Annotated in this window: 26 protein-coding genes; 25 read left to right on the top strand and 1 reads right to left on the bottom strand. The window is 67.0% G+C overall.

Translation table 11 applies throughout. The annotated features are described in order from the left end of the window. The first annotated feature begins 179 nt into the window (after window positions 1–179). On the top strand, window positions 180–404 hold the full coding sequence (locus tag AC3RXY_RS12945) for a hypothetical protein (protein WP_491511338.1): 225 nt from the start codon (window positions 180–182) through the stop codon (window positions 402–404). Between the two features lie 136 nt (window positions 405–540). Here AC3RXY_RS12945 and AC3RXY_RS12940 read toward each other — a convergent pair whose 3' ends face one another. Further along, on the bottom strand, window positions 541–1,329 hold the full coding sequence (locus AC3RXY_RS12940) for an alpha/beta fold hydrolase (RefSeq protein WP_491511337.1): 789 nt from the start codon (window positions 1,327–1,329) through the stop codon (window positions 541–543). An 85-nt stretch (window positions 1,330–1,414) separates the two neighbouring features. Here AC3RXY_RS12940 and AC3RXY_RS12935 point away from each other — a divergent pair, with 85 nt between their 5' ends. The 24 genes from AC3RXY_RS12935 (at window position 1,415) to map (ending at window position 14,743) form a co-directional block, all read left to right on the top strand. After that, a complete protein-coding gene (locus AC3RXY_RS12935) occupies window positions 1,415–2,056 on the top strand; it encodes a TetR/AcrR family transcriptional regulator (protein WP_491511346.1) in 642 nt (213 codons plus the stop codon). A gap of 306 nt (window positions 2,057–2,362) precedes the next feature. Continuing rightward, complete coding sequence (gene rpsJ / locus AC3RXY_RS12930) at window positions 2,363–2,671, top strand: 30S ribosomal protein S10 (protein WP_017201594.1); 309 nt, start codon at window positions 2,363–2,365, stop codon at window positions 2,669–2,671. An 11-nt stretch (window positions 2,672–2,682) separates the two neighbouring features. Beyond that, window positions 2,683–3,342 carry a 50S ribosomal protein L3 gene (gene rplC, locus AC3RXY_RS12925; RefSeq protein WP_491511336.1) on the top strand — a complete coding sequence of 220 codons (660 nt, stop codon included), beginning with the start codon at window positions 2,683–2,685 and terminating at the stop codon, window positions 3,340–3,342. Window positions 3,343–3,347: 5 nt separating this feature from the next. Then, entirely contained in the window at window positions 3,348–4,010 is a 663-nt protein-coding gene (gene rplD, locus AC3RXY_RS12920; protein ID WP_491511335.1) for a 50S ribosomal protein L4, read from the top strand. Beyond that, complete coding sequence (gene rplW, locus AC3RXY_RS12915) at window positions 4,007–4,330, top strand: 50S ribosomal protein L23 (RefSeq protein WP_491511334.1); 324 nt, start codon at window positions 4,007–4,009, stop codon at window positions 4,328–4,330. The genes rplD and rplW overlap by 4 nt, the downstream gene beginning before the upstream one ends. A gap of 20 nt (window positions 4,331–4,350) precedes the next feature. Beyond that, the gene (gene rplB / locus AC3RXY_RS12910; protein ID WP_491511333.1) at window positions 4,351–5,190 is read left to right on the top strand and encodes a 50S ribosomal protein L2; all 840 of its coding nucleotides are present in this window, start codon (window positions 4,351–4,353) and stop codon (window positions 5,188–5,190) included. A 12-nt stretch (window positions 5,191–5,202) separates the two neighbouring features. After that, the gene (gene rpsS / locus AC3RXY_RS12905; protein ID WP_491511332.1) at window positions 5,203–5,484 is read left to right on the top strand and encodes a 30S ribosomal protein S19; all 282 of its coding nucleotides are present in this window, start codon (window positions 5,203–5,205) and stop codon (window positions 5,482–5,484) included. 23 nt (window positions 5,485–5,507) lie between these two features. Next, entirely contained in the window at window positions 5,508–5,903 is a 396-nt protein-coding gene (gene rplV / locus AC3RXY_RS12900) for a 50S ribosomal protein L22 (RefSeq protein ID WP_491511331.1), read from the top strand. After that, window positions 5,903–6,649: a 30S ribosomal protein S3 gene (rpsC, locus tag AC3RXY_RS12895; RefSeq protein WP_491511330.1), complete on the top strand. Its 747-nt coding sequence runs from the start codon at window positions 5,903–5,905 to the stop codon at window positions 6,647–6,649. Before rplV ends, rpsC begins: the two co-directional genes overlap by 1 nt. Further along, entirely contained in the window at window positions 6,649–7,068 is a 420-nt protein-coding gene (rplP, locus tag AC3RXY_RS12890; RefSeq protein WP_067354305.1) for a 50S ribosomal protein L16, read from the top strand. Before rpsC ends, rplP begins: the two co-directional genes overlap by 1 nt. Then, a complete protein-coding gene (gene rpmC, locus AC3RXY_RS12885; RefSeq protein WP_491511329.1) occupies window positions 7,068–7,373 on the top strand; it encodes a 50S ribosomal protein L29 in 306 nt (101 codons plus the stop codon). The genes rplP and rpmC overlap by 1 nt, the downstream gene beginning before the upstream one ends. Then, a complete protein-coding gene (gene rpsQ / locus AC3RXY_RS12880) occupies window positions 7,373–7,675 on the top strand; it encodes a 30S ribosomal protein S17 (protein WP_491511328.1) in 303 nt (100 codons plus the stop codon). Before rpmC ends, rpsQ begins: the two co-directional genes overlap by 1 nt. A gap of 3 nt (window positions 7,676–7,678) precedes the next feature. Continuing rightward, window positions 7,679–8,047, top strand: a complete 369-nt coding sequence (gene rplN, locus AC3RXY_RS12875) for a 50S ribosomal protein L14 (protein WP_491511327.1) — start codon at window positions 7,679–7,681, stop codon at window positions 8,045–8,047. Window positions 8,048–8,049: 2 nt separating this feature from the next. Continuing rightward, on the top strand, window positions 8,050–8,409 hold the full coding sequence (rplX, locus tag AC3RXY_RS12870; RefSeq protein ID WP_491511326.1) for a 50S ribosomal protein L24: 360 nt from the start codon (window positions 8,050–8,052) through the stop codon (window positions 8,407–8,409). A gap of 2 nt (window positions 8,410–8,411) precedes the next feature. Beyond that, entirely contained in the window at window positions 8,412–9,002 is a 591-nt protein-coding gene (gene rplE, locus AC3RXY_RS12865; protein ID WP_491511325.1) for a 50S ribosomal protein L5, read from the top strand. Window positions 9,003–9,211: 209 nt separating this feature from the next. Then, entirely contained in the window at window positions 9,212–9,610 is a 399-nt protein-coding gene (rpsH, locus tag AC3RXY_RS12860; protein ID WP_491511324.1) for a 30S ribosomal protein S8, read from the top strand. Window positions 9,611–9,616: 6 nt separating this feature from the next. Next, entirely contained in the window at window positions 9,617–10,153 is a 537-nt protein-coding gene (gene rplF / locus AC3RXY_RS12855; RefSeq protein WP_491511323.1) for a 50S ribosomal protein L6, read from the top strand. Window positions 10,154–10,155: 2 nt separating this feature from the next. Beyond that, a complete protein-coding gene (rplR, locus tag AC3RXY_RS12850) occupies window positions 10,156–10,515 on the top strand; it encodes a 50S ribosomal protein L18 (protein ID WP_491511322.1) in 360 nt (119 codons plus the stop codon). Next, on the top strand, window positions 10,512–11,189 hold the full coding sequence (rpsE, locus tag AC3RXY_RS12845) for a 30S ribosomal protein S5 (protein ID WP_491511321.1): 678 nt from the start codon (window positions 10,512–10,514) through the stop codon (window positions 11,187–11,189). Before rplR ends, rpsE begins: the two co-directional genes overlap by 4 nt. Beyond that, on the top strand, window positions 11,189–11,374 hold the full coding sequence (gene rpmD, locus AC3RXY_RS12840; RefSeq protein WP_491511320.1) for a 50S ribosomal protein L30: 186 nt from the start codon (window positions 11,189–11,191) through the stop codon (window positions 11,372–11,374). The genes rpsE and rpmD overlap by 1 nt, the downstream gene beginning before the upstream one ends. Beyond that, window positions 11,374–11,847 (top strand): 50S ribosomal protein L15, encoded by a 474-nt coding sequence (gene rplO, locus AC3RXY_RS12835; protein WP_491511319.1) that lies wholly within the window; start codon window positions 11,374–11,376, stop codon window positions 11,845–11,847. Before rpmD ends, rplO begins: the two co-directional genes overlap by 1 nt. A gap of 120 nt (window positions 11,848–11,967) precedes the next feature. Then, entirely contained in the window at window positions 11,968–13,290 is a 1,323-nt protein-coding gene (secY, locus tag AC3RXY_RS12830) for a preprotein translocase subunit SecY (RefSeq protein ID WP_491511318.1), read from the top strand. Then, entirely contained in the window at window positions 13,287–13,880 is a 594-nt protein-coding gene (locus tag AC3RXY_RS12825) for an adenylate kinase (RefSeq protein ID WP_491511317.1), read from the top strand. Before secY ends, AC3RXY_RS12825 begins: the two co-directional genes overlap by 4 nt. Beyond that, window positions 13,880–14,743, top strand: coding sequence for a type I methionyl aminopeptidase (map, locus tag AC3RXY_RS12820; RefSeq protein ID WP_491511316.1), 864 nt, complete (start codon window positions 13,880–13,882; stop codon window positions 14,741–14,743). Before AC3RXY_RS12825 ends, map begins: the two co-directional genes overlap by 1 nt. Window positions 14,744–14,857: the final 114 nt, after the last annotated feature.

Raw genomic sequence — 14,857 nt, 5'->3', positions numbered from 1 at the left:
ACCATACCGATCCCCGAATCACCGCGTCATTCCGCGGCCAGAGCCAGATCCCATCCACTCTTTCTTGCCTATAACCCTCGCGGCGACACATTCGTTCGCGCCATCTGTCGCGCCCCGTCCTGTTGGTGTTAGATGGGGCTGTCGGCATCCGCCGGCGGTATCCAGCTGAGAGGGGCGAGATGGGAATCGAAGATTCGGTCAACGATGCCGTGAACAAGGGCAAGGAGTTGTTCGAGCAGAACAAGGACAAGGTCGAGGGCGCTCTCAAGAGCGACAAGGCTGAGGAGATCAGCGACAAGATCCTCGACGGTGTCGCCGGTTTCGCCAAGAAGGTCGCTCCGGGTGCCGCCGACAAGATCGACGAGGTTCGCAACAACGTCGACAAGTCCATCGGCAACGACTGACGCCGTCCCACGGCTGTTGAACGGCGGCGCACCCGGTGGGTGCGCCGCCGTTCTGCGTCTTCGCCGCGAGGGGCGCGAGCGGACGCACCGGCGGCGCGGTGCCAGGTCGGCCCCCGCGAGCGCTGTCCGGCCGCGATCAGGCGTGCGGGACGTCCACGCTGTCCCGGTCGATCAGATCGCTGATCATCCGGCCGAGGGCGGCAGGATCCTCGGCATGCGCCAGGTGGCCCTGTCCCGGCAGGACCGTGGTGTGCGCGAGCGGGAGGCGGCTGCGCACACGGTCGAAGGCGGCGCCGTAGGGCTCTGCGCCGATGTTGGACGCGCCCAGGAGCAATGCGGCCGGGATCCCAGACCACCCGGCGCCCGGGTCGAACGCGTTCAGTGCGGCGAGCTCGTCCGGCACCGGAGCGGAGAGGCGGCACAGGTCCGTCCATGTCGATGTGCCGCGGAGAGCGTCGACGTGTTCGCGGGGGAGCAGGGACACGTCGCGGTTGATGATCTCCACGCGTCCGTCAGGATCGGCCGCGCGCAGCGCGGGGAGCGCGTCGCTCCCGAACGGCCCGAGCACGGGTTCGTAGGCGATCACCTGCGTGACGCGGTCATCGTGCGCCGCGAGTTCGAGGGCGATCGTCCCGCCATACGACCACCCCACCAGGGTGACAGGGCCGCCGAGGCTGTCGATCCATGCGCGAAGGTCTGCGACCTCTGTTGCGACGGTGTACCCCGTGCCCAATGGCCCGCTGGAGGATCGCCCGCGCCGGTCGAGGGTGAGGACGGGCTCCTCGCCCGCGATGGCGTCGACCACCGGGGCGAACGACGCGGCATCCGCCATGACGCCCGGCACGATGATGATCGGGCGACCGCGGCCCGGGCGCCACAGGGCGTGCAGCTCTGTTGCATCGCGACGGATCGATCGTGTCTCCATCCGGACGGCCCTCGTTTCTGTAGTGACTATTACTGAAATCAGCGTACGTCTACTTCTGGAGCGCAGCAACTAGAATCCGGGTGTGATGACACGAGGACGCCCGCGCGGCTTCGATCGGGATGCGGCGGTGCTGACGGCGACAAGGCTGTTCTGGGCGCGGGGCTATGACGGCACGTCGGTGTCGGAGCTCACCTCTGCCATGGGAATCTCGCCGTCCAGCTTCTATGCGGCTTTCGGCGACAAGAGGACGCTGTTCGCCGAGGCTGTGCAGGGGTACATGCAGCGCTACACGGCCATCTACGTCACCGCGATCCGGTGCACGACCGCGCGGGAGGCGTGTGAGCGCATCCTGCGCGACTCCGTCGACGAGTTCACCGATGTGCATCGTCCGATGAGCTGCCTGGTCGTCAGCGCGGCGATCCACGGGGGCGCCGAGACGATCGACGTGCGGACCACGCTCGAGGACCACCAGCGCGGGCTCGAGGCGATCCTGGTGGAGCGCATCGAGCAGGACAAGCATGCCGGGGTGCTCGATGCCGAGATCGACGCCGCGGCGCTGGCCGCGTGGATCAGGACGATCTGGGAGGGACTCTCCAACCAGTCCAACGCGGGGGTCGGGCGATCCCGCCTCCAGGGCATCGTCACGCAGGCCATGCGCGGGTGGCCGGAGCCCGCGCCCGCGGCGCGCGACACGCCCGGGTTTGCGACACGCCCGGGCGACACGTAGACTGTTCAGGTTCCACATTCCGGTGGGTGACGTGTGCGCGCATCGGATCACTACAGGGTCGGTGCCGGGACGCGCGATCACGCGCAATCCTCCCAGCCGCCTGCAGCAGAACACGCAACCGACACCCCCACATCGCACCGGGCATAGCCATGTGCGCGCGGGGTGGCTGATAGCAGAACAGCGGTGCGCAGAGCGGATCACCCGATCCGATCGAGTGCCAAGGCGCAAACAGCGCCGTCGTGCGTCCAATGCCCCTGGGTCATCCGGCCCGGAGAGGTAAGACGCTTGAATGAGAGTGAGCAGACAATGGCGGGACAGAAGATCCGCATTCGCCTGAAGTCGTATGACCACGAGGTCATCGACACCTCGGCCCGCAAGATCGTCGACACCGTGACCCGTGCGGGCGCGACCGTCGTCGGCCCGGTGCCGCTTCCGACCGAGAAGAACGTCGTGTGCGTCATCCGGTCGCCCCACAAGTACAAGGACAGCCGCGAGCACTTCGAGATGCGCACCCACAAGCGCCTCATCGACATCGTCGACCCGACGCCCAAGGCCGTCGACTCGCTGATGCGTCTCGACCTGCCTGCCGACGTCAACATCGAGATCAAGCTCTGAGCGCGATCGACATGGCACACATCAACGAGAAGATCTCCAAGGGGATGATCGGCACCAAGCTGGGTATGACCCAGGTTTGGAACGAGTCCGGCAAGCTCATCCCCGTCACCGTCATCGAGCTGGCGCCCAACGTGGTCACCCAGGTCCGCACCCCCGAGAAGGACGGCTACAACGCCGTTCAGATCGCCGCGGGCCAGATCGACCCCCGCAAGGTCAACCAGCCCCTCACCGCCCACTTCGAGGCTGCCGGCGTCACGCCGCGCCGCCACGTCACCGAGATCCGCACCGCGGACGCTGCTGACTACTCACTCGGTCAGGAGCTCACGGTGGACGGCCTGTTCGAGGCCGGTCAGCTGGTCGACGTCGTCGGCACCAGCAAGGGCAAGGGCACCGCAGGTGTCATGAAGCGCCACAACTTCAAGGGTGTCTCCGCTTCGCACGGTGCGCACCGCAACCACCGCAAGCCCGGTTCGATCGGCGCCTCGGCAACCCCGAGCCGCGTCTTCAAGGGCATGCGCATGGCCGGTCGCATGGGTGGCGAGCGCGTCACCGTCCAGAACCTCACGGTGCACGCCATCGACGCCGAGAAGGGACTCATGCTCGTCAAGGGCGCGGTCCCCGGTGCGCGTGGCCGCGTCGTCTACGTCCGCAACGCAGTGAAGGGTGCCTGATCATCATGGCTGACTCGACTCTCGCGCTCGACGTCCGTACCGCCGCAGGCAAGAAGGCCGGCTCTGTCGAGCTGCCCGCCTCGGTCTTCGACGTCAAGACGAACATCCCGCTGATCCACCAGGTCGTCGTCGCGCAGCTCGCCGCCGCCCGCCAGGGCACTCACTCGACCAAGCGTCGCGGTGAGGTCTCCGGTTCCGGCCGCAAGCCGTTCAAGCAGAAGGGCACCGGTAACGCCCGTCAGGGTTCGGTCCGCGCGCCCGAGCACCGCGGCGGTGGCACCGTGCACGGCCCGAAGCCGCGCGACTACTCGCAGCGCACCCCCAAGAAGATGATCGCTGCCGCCCTCGCCGGCGCGCTGAGCGACCGTGCTCGGGGCCAGCGTCTGCACATCGTGGAGTCCTTCGGCATCGAGGGGCAGCCCTCGACCAAGGCCGCTGCCGCCTTCCTGGCCGATGTCGCGCCCTCGAAGAAGGTCGTCGTCGTCATCACCCGTGACGACGAGCTGACCGTTCTGAGCGTTCGCAACCTCGCCTACGTGCACGTGCTGTACGTCGACCAGCTCAACGCCTACGACGTGATCGTCTCCGACGACATCGTCTTCACCAAGGCCGCCTTCGACGCGTTCGTCGCTGCGAAGACCGGCTCCACCGAGGAGGCCTCGGCATGACCGCCAACGACAACGTCCTCGCCGCTGCGGCGAACAAGGACCCGCGCGACATCATTCTGCAGCCGGTCGTGTCGGAGAAGAGCTACGCGCTGATCGACGAGGGCAAGTACACCTTCCTGGTGGACCCGCGCGCGAACAAGACCGAGATCAAGCTCGCCATCGAGAAGATCTTCGACGTCAAGGTCGCATCGGTCAACACCGCCAACCGCACGGGCAAGGCCCGTCGTACCCGCTTCGGCATCGGCAAGCGCAAGGACACCAAGCGCGCCATCGTCACGCTGAAGTCCGGCACCATCGACATCTTCACGGCAGTCGGCTGACCGGGGGATAAGGACAGAACATGGCTATTCGCAAGTACAAGCCCACGACTCCGGGCCGCCGCGGCTCGTCGGTCGCGGACTTCGCCGAGATCACCCGTTCGACGCCGGAGAAGTCCCTGCTGCGTCCGCTCGCCAAGACCGGCGGCCGGAACAACCAGGGTCGGATCACCACTCGCCACATCGGCGGTGGCCACAAGCGCCAGTACCGCGTGATCGACTTCCGTCGTAACGACAAGGACGGCATCAACGCCAAGGTCGCTCACATCGAGTACGACCCCAACCGCACCGCGCGCATCGCGCTGCTGCACTACGTCGACGGCGAGAAGCGCTACATCCTCGCCCCGAACAAGCTGAAGCAGGGCGACATCGTCGAGTCGGGTGCCGGCGCTGACATCAAGCCGGGCAACAACCTCCCGCTGAAGAACATCCCCACCGGTACGGTGATCCACGCGATCGAGCTCCGTCCCGGCGGCGGTGCGAAGATGGCCCGTTCGGCCGGCGCATCCGTGCGTCTGGTCGCGAAGGACGGCCCCTACGCGCAGCTTCGTCTGCCCTCCGGCGAGATCCGCAACGTCGACGCGCGCTGCCGTGCGACGATCGGCGAGGTCGGCAACGCCGAGCAGTCGAACATCAACTGGGGCAAGGCCGGCCGCAAGCGCTGGAAGGGCGTGCGCCCGACCGTCCGTGGTGTCGCGATGAACCCGGTCGACCACCCGCACGGTGGTGGTGAGGGCAAGACCTCCGGTGGTCGCCACCCGGTCAGCCCGTGGGGTCAGGCCGAGGGCCGCACCCGCCGTCCGAACAAGGAAAGCGACAAGTACATCGTGCGTCGTCGCACCGCCGGCAAGAAGCGCAAGTAGGAGTAGAGGAAGATGCCACGCAGTCTTAAGAAGGGCCCCTTCGTCGACGAGCACCTGCTTCGCAAGGTGCAGGGTCAGAACGAGGCCGGTACCAAGAACGTCATCAAGACCTGGTCGCGCCGATCGATGATCATCCCGGCGATGCTGGGTCACACCATCGCGGTCCACGACGGACGCAAGCACATCCCCGTGTTCGTGTCGGAGACCATGGTCGGCCACAAGCTGGGCGAGTTCGCGCCCACCCGCACCTTCCGCGGCCACGAGAAGGACGACAAGAAGGGCCGTCGCCGCTAAGCGGCGACGCAAGAGGAGAAGAAATGGTGGAGTCCATCGCACGCGTGCGACACATCCGCGTGACCCCTCAGAAGGCTCGTCGTGTCGTCGCGCTCATCAAGGGCAAGCAGGCAGAAGAGGCCCTCGCCATCCTGAAGTTCGCCCCGCAGGGCGCGAGCGAGCCGATCTACAAGCTCGTCGCATCCGCGATCGCGAACGCTCAGGTGAAGGCCGACCGCGACGGTGAGCCGCTCAACGAGAGCGAGCTGTTCGTCAAGAACGCCTTCGTGGACGAGGGGACGACGCTGAAGCGTTTCCAGCCCCGCGCCCAGGGTCGCGCATTCCAGATCAAGAAGCGCACGAGCCACATCACGGTCGTGCTCTCCACGCCTGAGGTCGCCGAGACCGCGGGCGACAGCAAGAAGAAGGCGAGCAAGTAATGGGACAGAAAGTCAGCCCCTACGGCTTCCGCCTCGGCATCACCACGGACCACGTGTCGCGCTGGTTCTCGGACTCGACGAAGCCGGGTCAGCGTTACGCCGACTACGTGGCCGAGGACATCAAGATCCGTCGGCTCCTGCAGACGCAGCTCGACCGCGCCGGCGTGAGCCGCATCGAGATCGAGCGCACCCGTGACCGCGTCCGCGTCGACATCCACACCGCCCGCCCGGGCATCGTGATCGGTCGCCGCGGTGCCGAGGCCGAGCGCATCCGCGCCGATCTCGAGAAGCTCACCGGCAAGCAGATCCAGCTGAACATCCTCGAGGTGCGCAACCCCGAGGCCGACGCTCAGCTGGTGGCGCAGGGCGTCGCCGAGCAGCTCTCCGCCCGCGTGGCCTTCCGCCGCGCGATGCGCAAGGGCCTGCAGGGCGCGCAGCGCGCCGGTGCCAAGGGCGTTCGCATCCAGGTCTCCGGCCGCCTCGGCGGCGCCGAGATGAGCCGCTCGGAGTTCTACCGCGAGGGTCGTGTGCCGCTGCACACGCTGCGCGCGAACATCGACTACGGCTTCTACGAGGCAAAGACCACCTTCGGCCGGATCGGCGTGAAGGTCTGGATCTACAACGGTGACCTCACCAACAAGGAGCTCGCGCGCGAGCAGGCTTCGCAGAAGCCGGCGCGTGACCGTGGCGACCGTCGTCGTGGCCCCCGCAACGAGGCCCCCGTCGCAGAAGGAGCGTCTGCCTGATGCTTATTCCCCGCAAGGTCAAGTACCGCAAGCAGCATCACCCCAAGCGTGATGGCCAGGCCACCGGCGGCACGAAGGTCAGCTTCGGCGAGTTCGGCATCCAGGCCCTCACCCCCGCGTATGTGACCAACCGTCAGATCGAGTCCGCTCGTATCGCGATGACCCGTCACATCAAGCGTGGTGGCAAGGTGTGGATCAACATCTACCCCGACCGTCCGCTGACCAAGAAGCCCGCCGAGACCCGCATGGGTTCCGGTAAGGGCTCGCCCGAGTGGTGGGTCGCGAACGTCAAGCCGGGTCGCGTCCTCTTCGAGGTCGCCGGTGTCAACGAGCAGCTCGCTCGTGAGGCACTGACCCGTGCAATCCACAAGCTGCCGCTCAAGGCACGCATCATCAAGCGCGAGGAGGGCGACGCGTAATGGCGATCGGCACCAAGGAGCTCGCCACCAGCGAGCTGGACACGTTCGAGGACCAGCGCCTCGTCGACGAGCTGCGCAAGGCCAAGGAGGAGCTGTTCAACCTCCGCTTCCAGTCGGCCACCGGCCAGCTGGAGAGCCACGGCCGGATCCGCGCGGTCAAGCGCGACATCGCGCGGCTGTACACCGTGATCCGCGAGCGCGAGCTCGGGATCCGTGCGACCCCGGCCCCGGTCGAGGCGCCCGCGAAGAAGTCGAAGGCGAAGAAGGCCGCTGAGGCCGAGGCGCCGAAGGAGGAAGCCGAGTGATGGCTGAGAAGAACGTCGAGCACGCGGAGCGCGATGTGCGTGACGAGGGCGCCCGCGGCTACCGCAAGGCGCGCCGTGGCTACGTCGTCAGCGACAAGATGGACAAGACCATCGTCGTCGAGGTCGAGGACCGCGTGAAGCACCCCCTCTACGGCAAGGTCATCCGCCGCACCTCCAAGGTGAAGGCGCACGACGAGGGCAACACCGCCGGCATCGGCGACCTCGTCCTCATCAACGAGACCCGTCCGCTGAGCGCCACCAAGCGGTGGCGTCTGGTGGAGATCCTCGAGAAGGCGAAGTAAGCAATGATTCAGAACGAATCCCGCCTCAAGGTCGCCGACAACACCGGTGCGAAGGAACTGCTCACCATCCGCGTGCTCGGCGGCTCCAGCCGCCGCTACGCGGGTCTGGGCGATGTCATCGTCGCCACGGTGAAGGATGCCATCCCGGGCGGCAACGTGAAGAAGGGCGACGTGGTCAAGGCCGTCGTCGTCCGCTCGAAGAAGAACACGCGTCGTGCTGACGGCTCGTACATCAAGTTCGACGAGAACGCGGCCGTGATCCTGAAGAACGACGGGGAGCCCCGCGGCACCCGCATCTTCGGGCCGGTCGGTCGTGAGCTGCGCGACAAGCGGTTCATGAAGATCGTCTCGCTGGCACCGGAGGTCATCTGATCATGGCGAAGATCAAGAAGGGTGACCTCGTTCAGGTCATCTCGGGCGCCAAGCCCGAGCGCGGCGGCGACCGCGGCAAGCAGGGCAAGGTCCTCGAGGTCCTCGTCGAGCAGAACCGCGTGATCGTCGAGGGCGTCAACTACGTCACGAAGCACACCCGTGTGGGCCAGTCGCAGCGCGGCACCCGCACCGGCGGCATCGAGACGATGGAGGCCCCGATCCACATCTCCAACGTCGCCCTGGTCGACCCCGAGACCAAGAAGCCGACCCGTGTCGGCCACCGTGTCGAGGAGCAGACCAAGGACGGCGTCAAGCGCACGGTCCGCGTGCGCTACGCCAAGAAGAGCGGCAAGGACCTCTGAGCATGAGCAACGCCACTGCCGCGGAGGCTGGCACCAACCAGCCCCGCCTGAAGCAGAAGTACCAGGGCGAGATCAAGAAGGCGCTGCAGGACGAGTTCGGGTACCCGAACGTCATGCAGATCCCCGGCATCGTCAAGGTCGTCGTCAACACCGGTGTCGGTGAGGCGGCGCGTGACAGCAAGGTGATCGATGGCGCGGTCGACGACCTCACCAAGATCACCGGCCAGAAGCCGATCGTGACGAAGGCCCGCAAGTCCATCGCGCAGTTCAAGCTCCGCGAGGGCCAGGCCATCGGCGCGCACGTCACCCTGCGGGGCGACCGTGCGTGGGAGTTCCTGGACCGCCTGGTCAACCTGGCGCTTCCGCGTATCCGCGACTTCCGGGGCCTGAACCCCCAGCAGTTCGACGGCAACGGGAACTACACCTTCGGTCTCCAGGAGCAGAGCGTGTTCCACGAGATCGACCAGGACAAGATCGATCGCGTGCGTGGCTTCGACATCACCGTCGTCACCACGGCGAAGACGGATGACGAGGGCCGCGCCCTGCTGCGCCACCTCGGCTTCCCCTTCACGGCGGCGGACGCGCAGGCGTGACCCAGATCGGTCGTTGAGCGCGAGGCATGACGACGACGCGGTGTGCTTCGGCATCACGTGATGCGGAAGCACACCGCGTTTCGCCGCTCGGCGGCCGTCGGGTGGTTCGCGAGGCGATCCGCTTAAGGCATAATTGAAGATTGTGTGTTCATCGTAGGTCGGCGTTCGTGTAACGGGCGTCGAAACCTCATGATCGAAAGAAGAAGTCCATGACAATGACAGACCCGGTCGCAGACATGCTGACCCGTCTGCGCAACGCGAACTCGGCGCACCACGACTCCGTGACCCTGCCGTCGAGCAAGCTGAAGACGAACATCGCCGAGATCCTCCAGCAGGAGGGGTACATCGCCGGCTGGGAGGTCTCTGACGCCCGCGTCGGGAAGAACCTCACGCTGACGCTGAAGTACGGCGCCAACCGCGAGCGCGCCATCGCCGGCATCAAGCGCGTCTCCAAGCCCGGTCTGCGCGTGTACGCACGTTCGGCCGAGCTGCCCACGGTCCTCGGCGGCCTCGGCATCGCGATCCTGTCCACCTCCTCCGGTCTTCTCACCGACCGCCAGGCCGAGCAGAAGGGCGTGGGTGGGGAAGTCCTCGCCTACGTGTGGTGATCTGACATGTCGCGTATCGGACGTCTCCCCATCGACATCCCCGCGGGCGTGACCGTCGCCATCGACGGTCGCAACGTCGCGGTGAAGGGCCCCAAGGGTGAGCTCACCCTCGAGGTCGCGAACCCCATCGAGGTCTCCGTCGAGGAGAACCAGGTGGTCGTCAGCCGCCCGGATGACGAGCGCGCATCGCGTTCGCTCCACGGCCTGACCCGGACCCTGATCAACAACAACATCATCGGCGTCACCGAGGGCTACACCAAGGGCCTCGAGGTCGTCGGCACCGGCTACCGCGTGCAGCAGAAGGGCTCGTCGATCGAGTTCGCCGTCGGCTTCTCGCACCCGGTCCTCGTTGACCCGCCGGCCGGCATCACGCTGACCGTCGAGGGCAACAACAAGGTCACCGTCAGCGGCATCGACAAGCAGGCCGTCGGCGAAGCGGCCGCGAACATCCGCAAGATCCGCAAGCCTGAGCCGTACAAGGGCAAGGGCGTGCGCTACGCCGGCGAGGTCGTGCGTCGCAAGGCCGGAAAGGCTGGTAAGTAACCATGGCTGTGAAGTCAAAGTCCGACGCCCGTTCGCGTCGCCACGCACGTCTTCGCAAGAAGATCGTCGGCACCGAGCTGCGTCCGCGCCTGGTCGTGAACCGCTCGTCCCGCCACGTGTTCGTCCAGCTCGTCGACGACAGCAAGGGTCACACCGTGGCCTCTGCCTCCACCCTCGAGACCGATCTCCGCTCGTTCGACGGCGACAAGACCGCCAAGGCGCGTCGTGTCGGCGAGCTCCTCGCTGAGCGCGCCAAGGCCGCCGGCGTCGACGAGGCCGTGTTCGACCGCGGTGGGAACCGCTACGCCGGTCGCGTCGCGGCCATCGCCGAGGGCGCCCGCGAAGGGGGACTCGCACTGTGAGTGACAACAAGGAGAACGAAGTGACCACCGAAGCGACCGCGGCTCCGGCCGAGGCCGAGGCTCCGCGCGAGGAGCGCGGTGGCCGTCGTGGGGGCCGCGACCGCGGCCAGGGCCGCGACCGCAACTCGCGCGACCGCAACGACAGCCAGTTCCTCGAGCGCGTGGTGACCATCAACCGCGTTTCGAAGGTCGTCAAGGGCGGTCGCCGGTTCAGCTTCACCGCGCTCGTCGTCGTCGGTGACGGCAACGGCCTGGTGGGCGTCGGCTACGGCAAGGCCCGCGAGGTGCCGCTGGCGATCTCGAAGGGTGTCGAAGAGGCCAAGCGGAACTTCTTCCGCGTGCCCCGCGTCGCGAACTCCATCCCGCACCCCGTGCAGGGTGAGGCCGCGGCCGGTGTCGTGCTGCTTCGTCCGGCTGCCGCCGGTACCGGTGTTATCGCCGGTGGCCCGGTGCGCGCCGTGCTCGAGTGCGCCGGCATCCACGACGTCCTGTCGAAGTCGCTCGGCTCGTCGAACACGATCAACATCGTGCACGCGACCGTCGCGGCCCTGAAGCAGCTCGAGGAGCCCCGTGCGGTCGCCGCGCGTCGCGGTCTCGACTTCGATCAGGTCGCTCCGGCGCGTCTGGTCCGCGCGGAGGCGGAAGCCGCCGCTGCGCAGAAGGTAGGTGCCTGATGGCCGCTAGCCTCAAGGTCACGCAGATCAAGTCCAAGGTGAGCGAGAAGCAGAACCAGCGTGACACGCTGCGCAGCCTCGGTCTCAAGCGGATCGGCGACTCCGTCGTCCGCCCCGACGACGCTCAGACCCGCGGTTATGTCCGCGCCGTCGCTCACCTCGTCACGGTTGAGGAGATCGACTAATGGCTGAGAAGAACGAGAAGAAGGCCGAGGCGCGCCCCGGCGTGCTGAAGGTGCACCACCTGCGTCCGGTCCCCGGCGCCAACACCGCGAAGACCCGCAAGGGCCGTGGTGAAGGCTCGAAGGGTAAGACCGCTGGGCGTGGCACGAAGGGCACCAAGGCCCGCAACACCGTGCGCGTCGGCTTCGAGGGTGGGCAGATGCCGCTGCACATGCGCACCCCCAAGCTGCGCGGATTCAAGAACCCGTTCCGCGTGGAGTACCAGGTCGTGAACCTGGACAAGCTCGCGGAGCTGTACCCGGCCGGTGGCGAGGTCACCGTGGGCGACCTGGTCGCCAAGGGTGCGGTCCGCAAGAACGAGAAGGTCAAGGTCCTCGGCAACGGGGAGATCTCGGTCAAGCTCGACGTCACGGTCGACAAGGTCTCGGCGTCCGCCGAGCAGAAGATCGTGGCGGCCGGCGGGTCGATCAAGTAACCGACGGACCACAGTCGTCCGTTGCAGCAGGGGTCGGAGCGAGTCTCCGGCCCCTTCTGCGTTACGCTGTACTTTGGCCGCCCCCTCTGAGGCGTGCCGTTTCTCCCGGGAGGACAGCCTTTGTTTAGCGCCATTGCGCGAATCGTGCGCACGCCGGACCTGCGACGCAAGATCGGCTTCACTCTGGCGATCATCGCCCTGTATCGCCTCGGTGCGCATGTGCCGGCCCCGTTCGTGAACTTCCCGAACGTGATGGTCTGCATTGAGGGCAGCAGCACGACCGACGGTCTGCTGGGCCTGGTCAACCTGTTCTCCGGCGGTGCGCTCCTGCAGCTGTCGATCTTCGCCCTGGGCGTGATGCCGTACATCACCGCGACCATCATCACCCAGCTGCTGCGTGTGGTGATCCCGCACTTCGAGGCGCTTCACAAGGAGGGCCAGGCGGGGCAGGCGAGGCTCACCCAGTACACCCGGTACCTCACCATCGCGCTCGCCCTGCTGCAGTCCACGACGGTCGTCACCGTCGCCCGCACCGGACAGCTCTTCGGCACCAGCGGTGTGCCCGCGTGCAACCAGCTCCTCACCAACGACGTGTGGTGGGCGCAGCTGCTCATGATCATCACGATGACCGCCGGCACCGGCCTCATCATGTGGTTCGCCGAGCTCGTCACCGAGCGCGGCATCGGCAACGGCATGTCGCTGCTGATCTTCACCTCCATCGCCGCAGGCTTCCCGGCCGCAATGGGCGCGATCTTCCTCACCAACGGCTTCGAGGTGTTCCTCCTGGTGCTGGTGGTCGGCATCGTGGTGATGGGCCTCGTCGTATTCGTCGAGCAGTCGCAACGCCGGATCCCCGTGCAGTACGCCAAGCGGATGGTGGGCCGTCGCACCTTCGGCGGCACGAACACCTACATCCCGATCAAGGTGAACATGGCGGGTGTGATCCCGGTGATCTTCGCCTCGTCGCTGCTGTACATCCCGATGCTGGTCGCGCAGTTCAGCACGCCGCAGGACGGCTCCGTGCCGCCCGCCTGGGTGCAGTGGATCTCGCAGTACCTCACCAGCGGCGACCACCCGCTGTACATGCTGATCTACTTCCTGCTGATCATCGGGTTCACCTACTTCTACGTCTCGATCACGTTCAACCCGGTCGAGGTCGCCGACAACATGAAGAAGTACGGCGGGTTCATCCCCGGCATCCGTGCCGGTCGCCCCACGGCCGAGTACCTCGAGTACGTGCTCACCCGCATCACGTTCCCCGGGTCGATCTACCTGGGTCTGATCGCACTGATCCCGCTCGTGGCGCTGGCGACCATCGGCGCCAACCAGAACTTCCCGTTCGGCGGCGCTTCGATCCTCATCATCGTCGGTGTGGGTCTGGAGACCGTCAAGCAGATCGACGCGCAGCTGCAGCAGCGCCACTACGAAGGGCTCCTCCGATGACCGGTACCCGTTCCGCCCGCCTGTTGATCGTCGGCCCCCAGGGGTCGGGCAAGGGTACCCAGGGGGTGCGTATCGGCGAGGCATACGGCATTCCCGTCGTCTCCACCGGCGACATCTTCCGGGCCAACATCAAAGAGGGCACCGAACTCGGCCAGCAGGTCACGGCCATCCTCGACGCCGGCAACCTGGTGCCAGACGAGCTGACCAGCGAGATCGTGCGCGACCGCCTGGCCCAGGACGACGCCGCCGAGGGGTTCCTGCTCGACGGCTACCCGCGCAACGCCGCCCAGGTGGAGCACCTCGACGGCTTCCTCGGCGACGGCGGCCTGGACGCCGTCATCCTGCTGGACGTGCCCCGTGAGGAGAGCATCTCCCGGTTGCTGCTGCGGGCACAGGAGCAGGGCCGCTCGGACGACACCGAAGAGGTGATCGAGAAGCGTCTCGCGATCTACGAGAACGAGACCGCCCCGATCCTCGACGTCTACGGCTCGCGCGGCATCGTCGACCGCATCGACGGCGTCGGCTCTCTCGATGAGATCACCGAGCGCATCTTCGCCGCCCTCGAGGCGCGCGGCATCGCACGCGCCTGATGTCGCGCCGTCTTCCGCTTCGCCGCTCGATCTACAAGACCCCGGCGCAGTTGCGTCTCATGCAGGAACCCGGGCTCATCACGGCCGCAGCGCTCGGCGCCGCGCGGGCGCTCATCGCACCAGGGGTGACCACCCTCCAGCTGGATGCCGCGGCCGATCGTGTGATCCGCGAGCGCGGCGCGGAGTCGAACTTCCAGATGGTGCGCGGCTACCGGCACTCGCTGTGCATCTCCGTCAACGACGAGGTCGTGCACGGTATCCCCGGGGGCCGGGTGCTGGAGCCGGGGGACATCGTGTCGATCGACGGTGGCGCACAGTTCGAGGGCTGGAACGGCGACAGCGCGTTCACCGTCGTCGTTCCCGACCCCGCGCGGCCGGATCTCGTCGCTCGCCGGGAGGAGCTCTCGCGGGTGACGCAGGGTTCGCTGTGGGCGGGTATCGCCGCGATGGCGAACGCATCGCGCGTCGGTGATATCGGTGCTGCGATCGAGGAGTATGTGCTGGACCAGGGCGTCTCAGCGGTATCCGGCAAGCCGTACGGCATTCTTCGCGAGTACATCGGGCACGGCATCGGACGCAAGATGCACGAGGACCCGTCGGTGTTCAACTACCGCACGTCCGACCTGGGTCCCGAAGTGCGGCCGGGGCTGGTGCTCGCGATCGAGCCGATGGTGACCGCGGGCACCGAGGAGACCCGGGTGCTCGACGACGACTGGACGGTGGCGACGACCGACGGCAGCGACGGCTGCCACTGGGAGCACAGCGTGGCACGTCACGCGGACGGTATCTGGGTGCTGACGGCCCCCGACGGCGGTGCTGCTGGCCTGGCCCCCTTCGGCGTCACCCCCGTCCCCATCCCGTAGCCCGCGCCTTCGGCGTGCCGAGTCACCAGCGTTTTCGGGTGGCCGGCTGCGACCGCGCACCCGAAAACCCTGGTGACTCGGCAGAGCACGCAGCGCTCCGTGCGGTGCGATGTC

The sequence above is a fragment of the Microbacterium longlingense genome (genome assembly GCF_058349825.2).
This window is presented reverse-complemented; position numbering and strand designations above follow the sequence as displayed.

What these genes read in the sequence shown, in the direction of transcription:
- AC3RXY_RS12945 (WP_491511338.1), top strand. Translation starts at nt 180, where the DNA reads ATGGGAATCGAAGATTCGGTCAACGATGCCGTGAACAAGGGCAAGGAG.
- AC3RXY_RS12940 (WP_491511337.1), bottom strand. Translation starts at nt 1,329, where the DNA reads ATGGAGACACGATCGATCCGTCGCGATGCAACAGAGCTGCACGCCCTG.
- AC3RXY_RS12935 (WP_491511346.1), top strand. Translation starts at nt 1,415, where the DNA reads ATGACACGAGGACGCCCGCGCGGCTTCGATCGGGATGCGGCGGTGCTG.
- rpsJ (WP_017201594.1), top strand. Translation starts at nt 2,363, where the DNA reads ATGGCGGGACAGAAGATCCGCATTCGCCTGAAGTCGTATGACCACGAG.
- rplC (WP_491511336.1), top strand. Translation starts at nt 2,683, where the DNA reads ATGGCACACATCAACGAGAAGATCTCCAAGGGGATGATCGGCACCAAG.
- rplD (WP_491511335.1), top strand. Translation starts at nt 3,348, where the DNA reads ATGGCTGACTCGACTCTCGCGCTCGACGTCCGTACCGCCGCAGGCAAG.
- rplW (WP_491511334.1), top strand. Translation starts at nt 4,007, where the DNA reads ATGACCGCCAACGACAACGTCCTCGCCGCTGCGGCGAACAAGGACCCG.
- rplB (WP_491511333.1), top strand. Translation starts at nt 4,351, where the DNA reads ATGGCTATTCGCAAGTACAAGCCCACGACTCCGGGCCGCCGCGGCTCG.
- rpsS (WP_491511332.1), top strand. Translation starts at nt 5,203, where the DNA reads ATGCCACGCAGTCTTAAGAAGGGCCCCTTCGTCGACGAGCACCTGCTT.
- rplV (WP_491511331.1), top strand. Translation starts at nt 5,508, where the DNA reads ATGGTGGAGTCCATCGCACGCGTGCGACACATCCGCGTGACCCCTCAG.
- rpsC (WP_491511330.1), top strand. Translation starts at nt 5,903, where the DNA reads ATGGGACAGAAAGTCAGCCCCTACGGCTTCCGCCTCGGCATCACCACG.
- rplP (WP_067354305.1), top strand. Translation starts at nt 6,649, where the DNA reads ATGCTTATTCCCCGCAAGGTCAAGTACCGCAAGCAGCATCACCCCAAG.
- rpmC (WP_491511329.1), top strand. Translation starts at nt 7,068, where the DNA reads ATGGCGATCGGCACCAAGGAGCTCGCCACCAGCGAGCTGGACACGTTC.
- rpsQ (WP_491511328.1), top strand. Translation starts at nt 7,373, where the DNA reads ATGGCTGAGAAGAACGTCGAGCACGCGGAGCGCGATGTGCGTGACGAG.
- rplN (WP_491511327.1), top strand. Translation starts at nt 7,679, where the DNA reads ATGATTCAGAACGAATCCCGCCTCAAGGTCGCCGACAACACCGGTGCG.
- rplX (WP_491511326.1), top strand. Translation starts at nt 8,050, where the DNA reads ATGGCGAAGATCAAGAAGGGTGACCTCGTTCAGGTCATCTCGGGCGCC.
- rplE (WP_491511325.1), top strand. Translation starts at nt 8,412, where the DNA reads ATGAGCAACGCCACTGCCGCGGAGGCTGGCACCAACCAGCCCCGCCTG.
- rpsH (WP_491511324.1), top strand. Translation starts at nt 9,212, where the DNA reads ATGACAATGACAGACCCGGTCGCAGACATGCTGACCCGTCTGCGCAAC.
- rplF (WP_491511323.1), top strand. Translation starts at nt 9,617, where the DNA reads ATGTCGCGTATCGGACGTCTCCCCATCGACATCCCCGCGGGCGTGACC.
- rplR (WP_491511322.1), top strand. Translation starts at nt 10,156, where the DNA reads ATGGCTGTGAAGTCAAAGTCCGACGCCCGTTCGCGTCGCCACGCACGT.
- rpmD (WP_491511320.1), top strand. Translation starts at nt 11,189, where the DNA reads ATGGCCGCTAGCCTCAAGGTCACGCAGATCAAGTCCAAGGTGAGCGAG.
- rplO (WP_491511319.1), top strand. Translation starts at nt 11,374, where the DNA reads ATGGCTGAGAAGAACGAGAAGAAGGCCGAGGCGCGCCCCGGCGTGCTG.
- AC3RXY_RS12825 (WP_491511317.1), top strand. Translation starts at nt 13,287, where the DNA reads ATGACCGGTACCCGTTCCGCCCGCCTGTTGATCGTCGGCCCCCAGGGG.
- map (WP_491511316.1), top strand. Translation starts at nt 13,880, where the DNA reads ATGTCGCGCCGTCTTCCGCTTCGCCGCTCGATCTACAAGACCCCGGCG.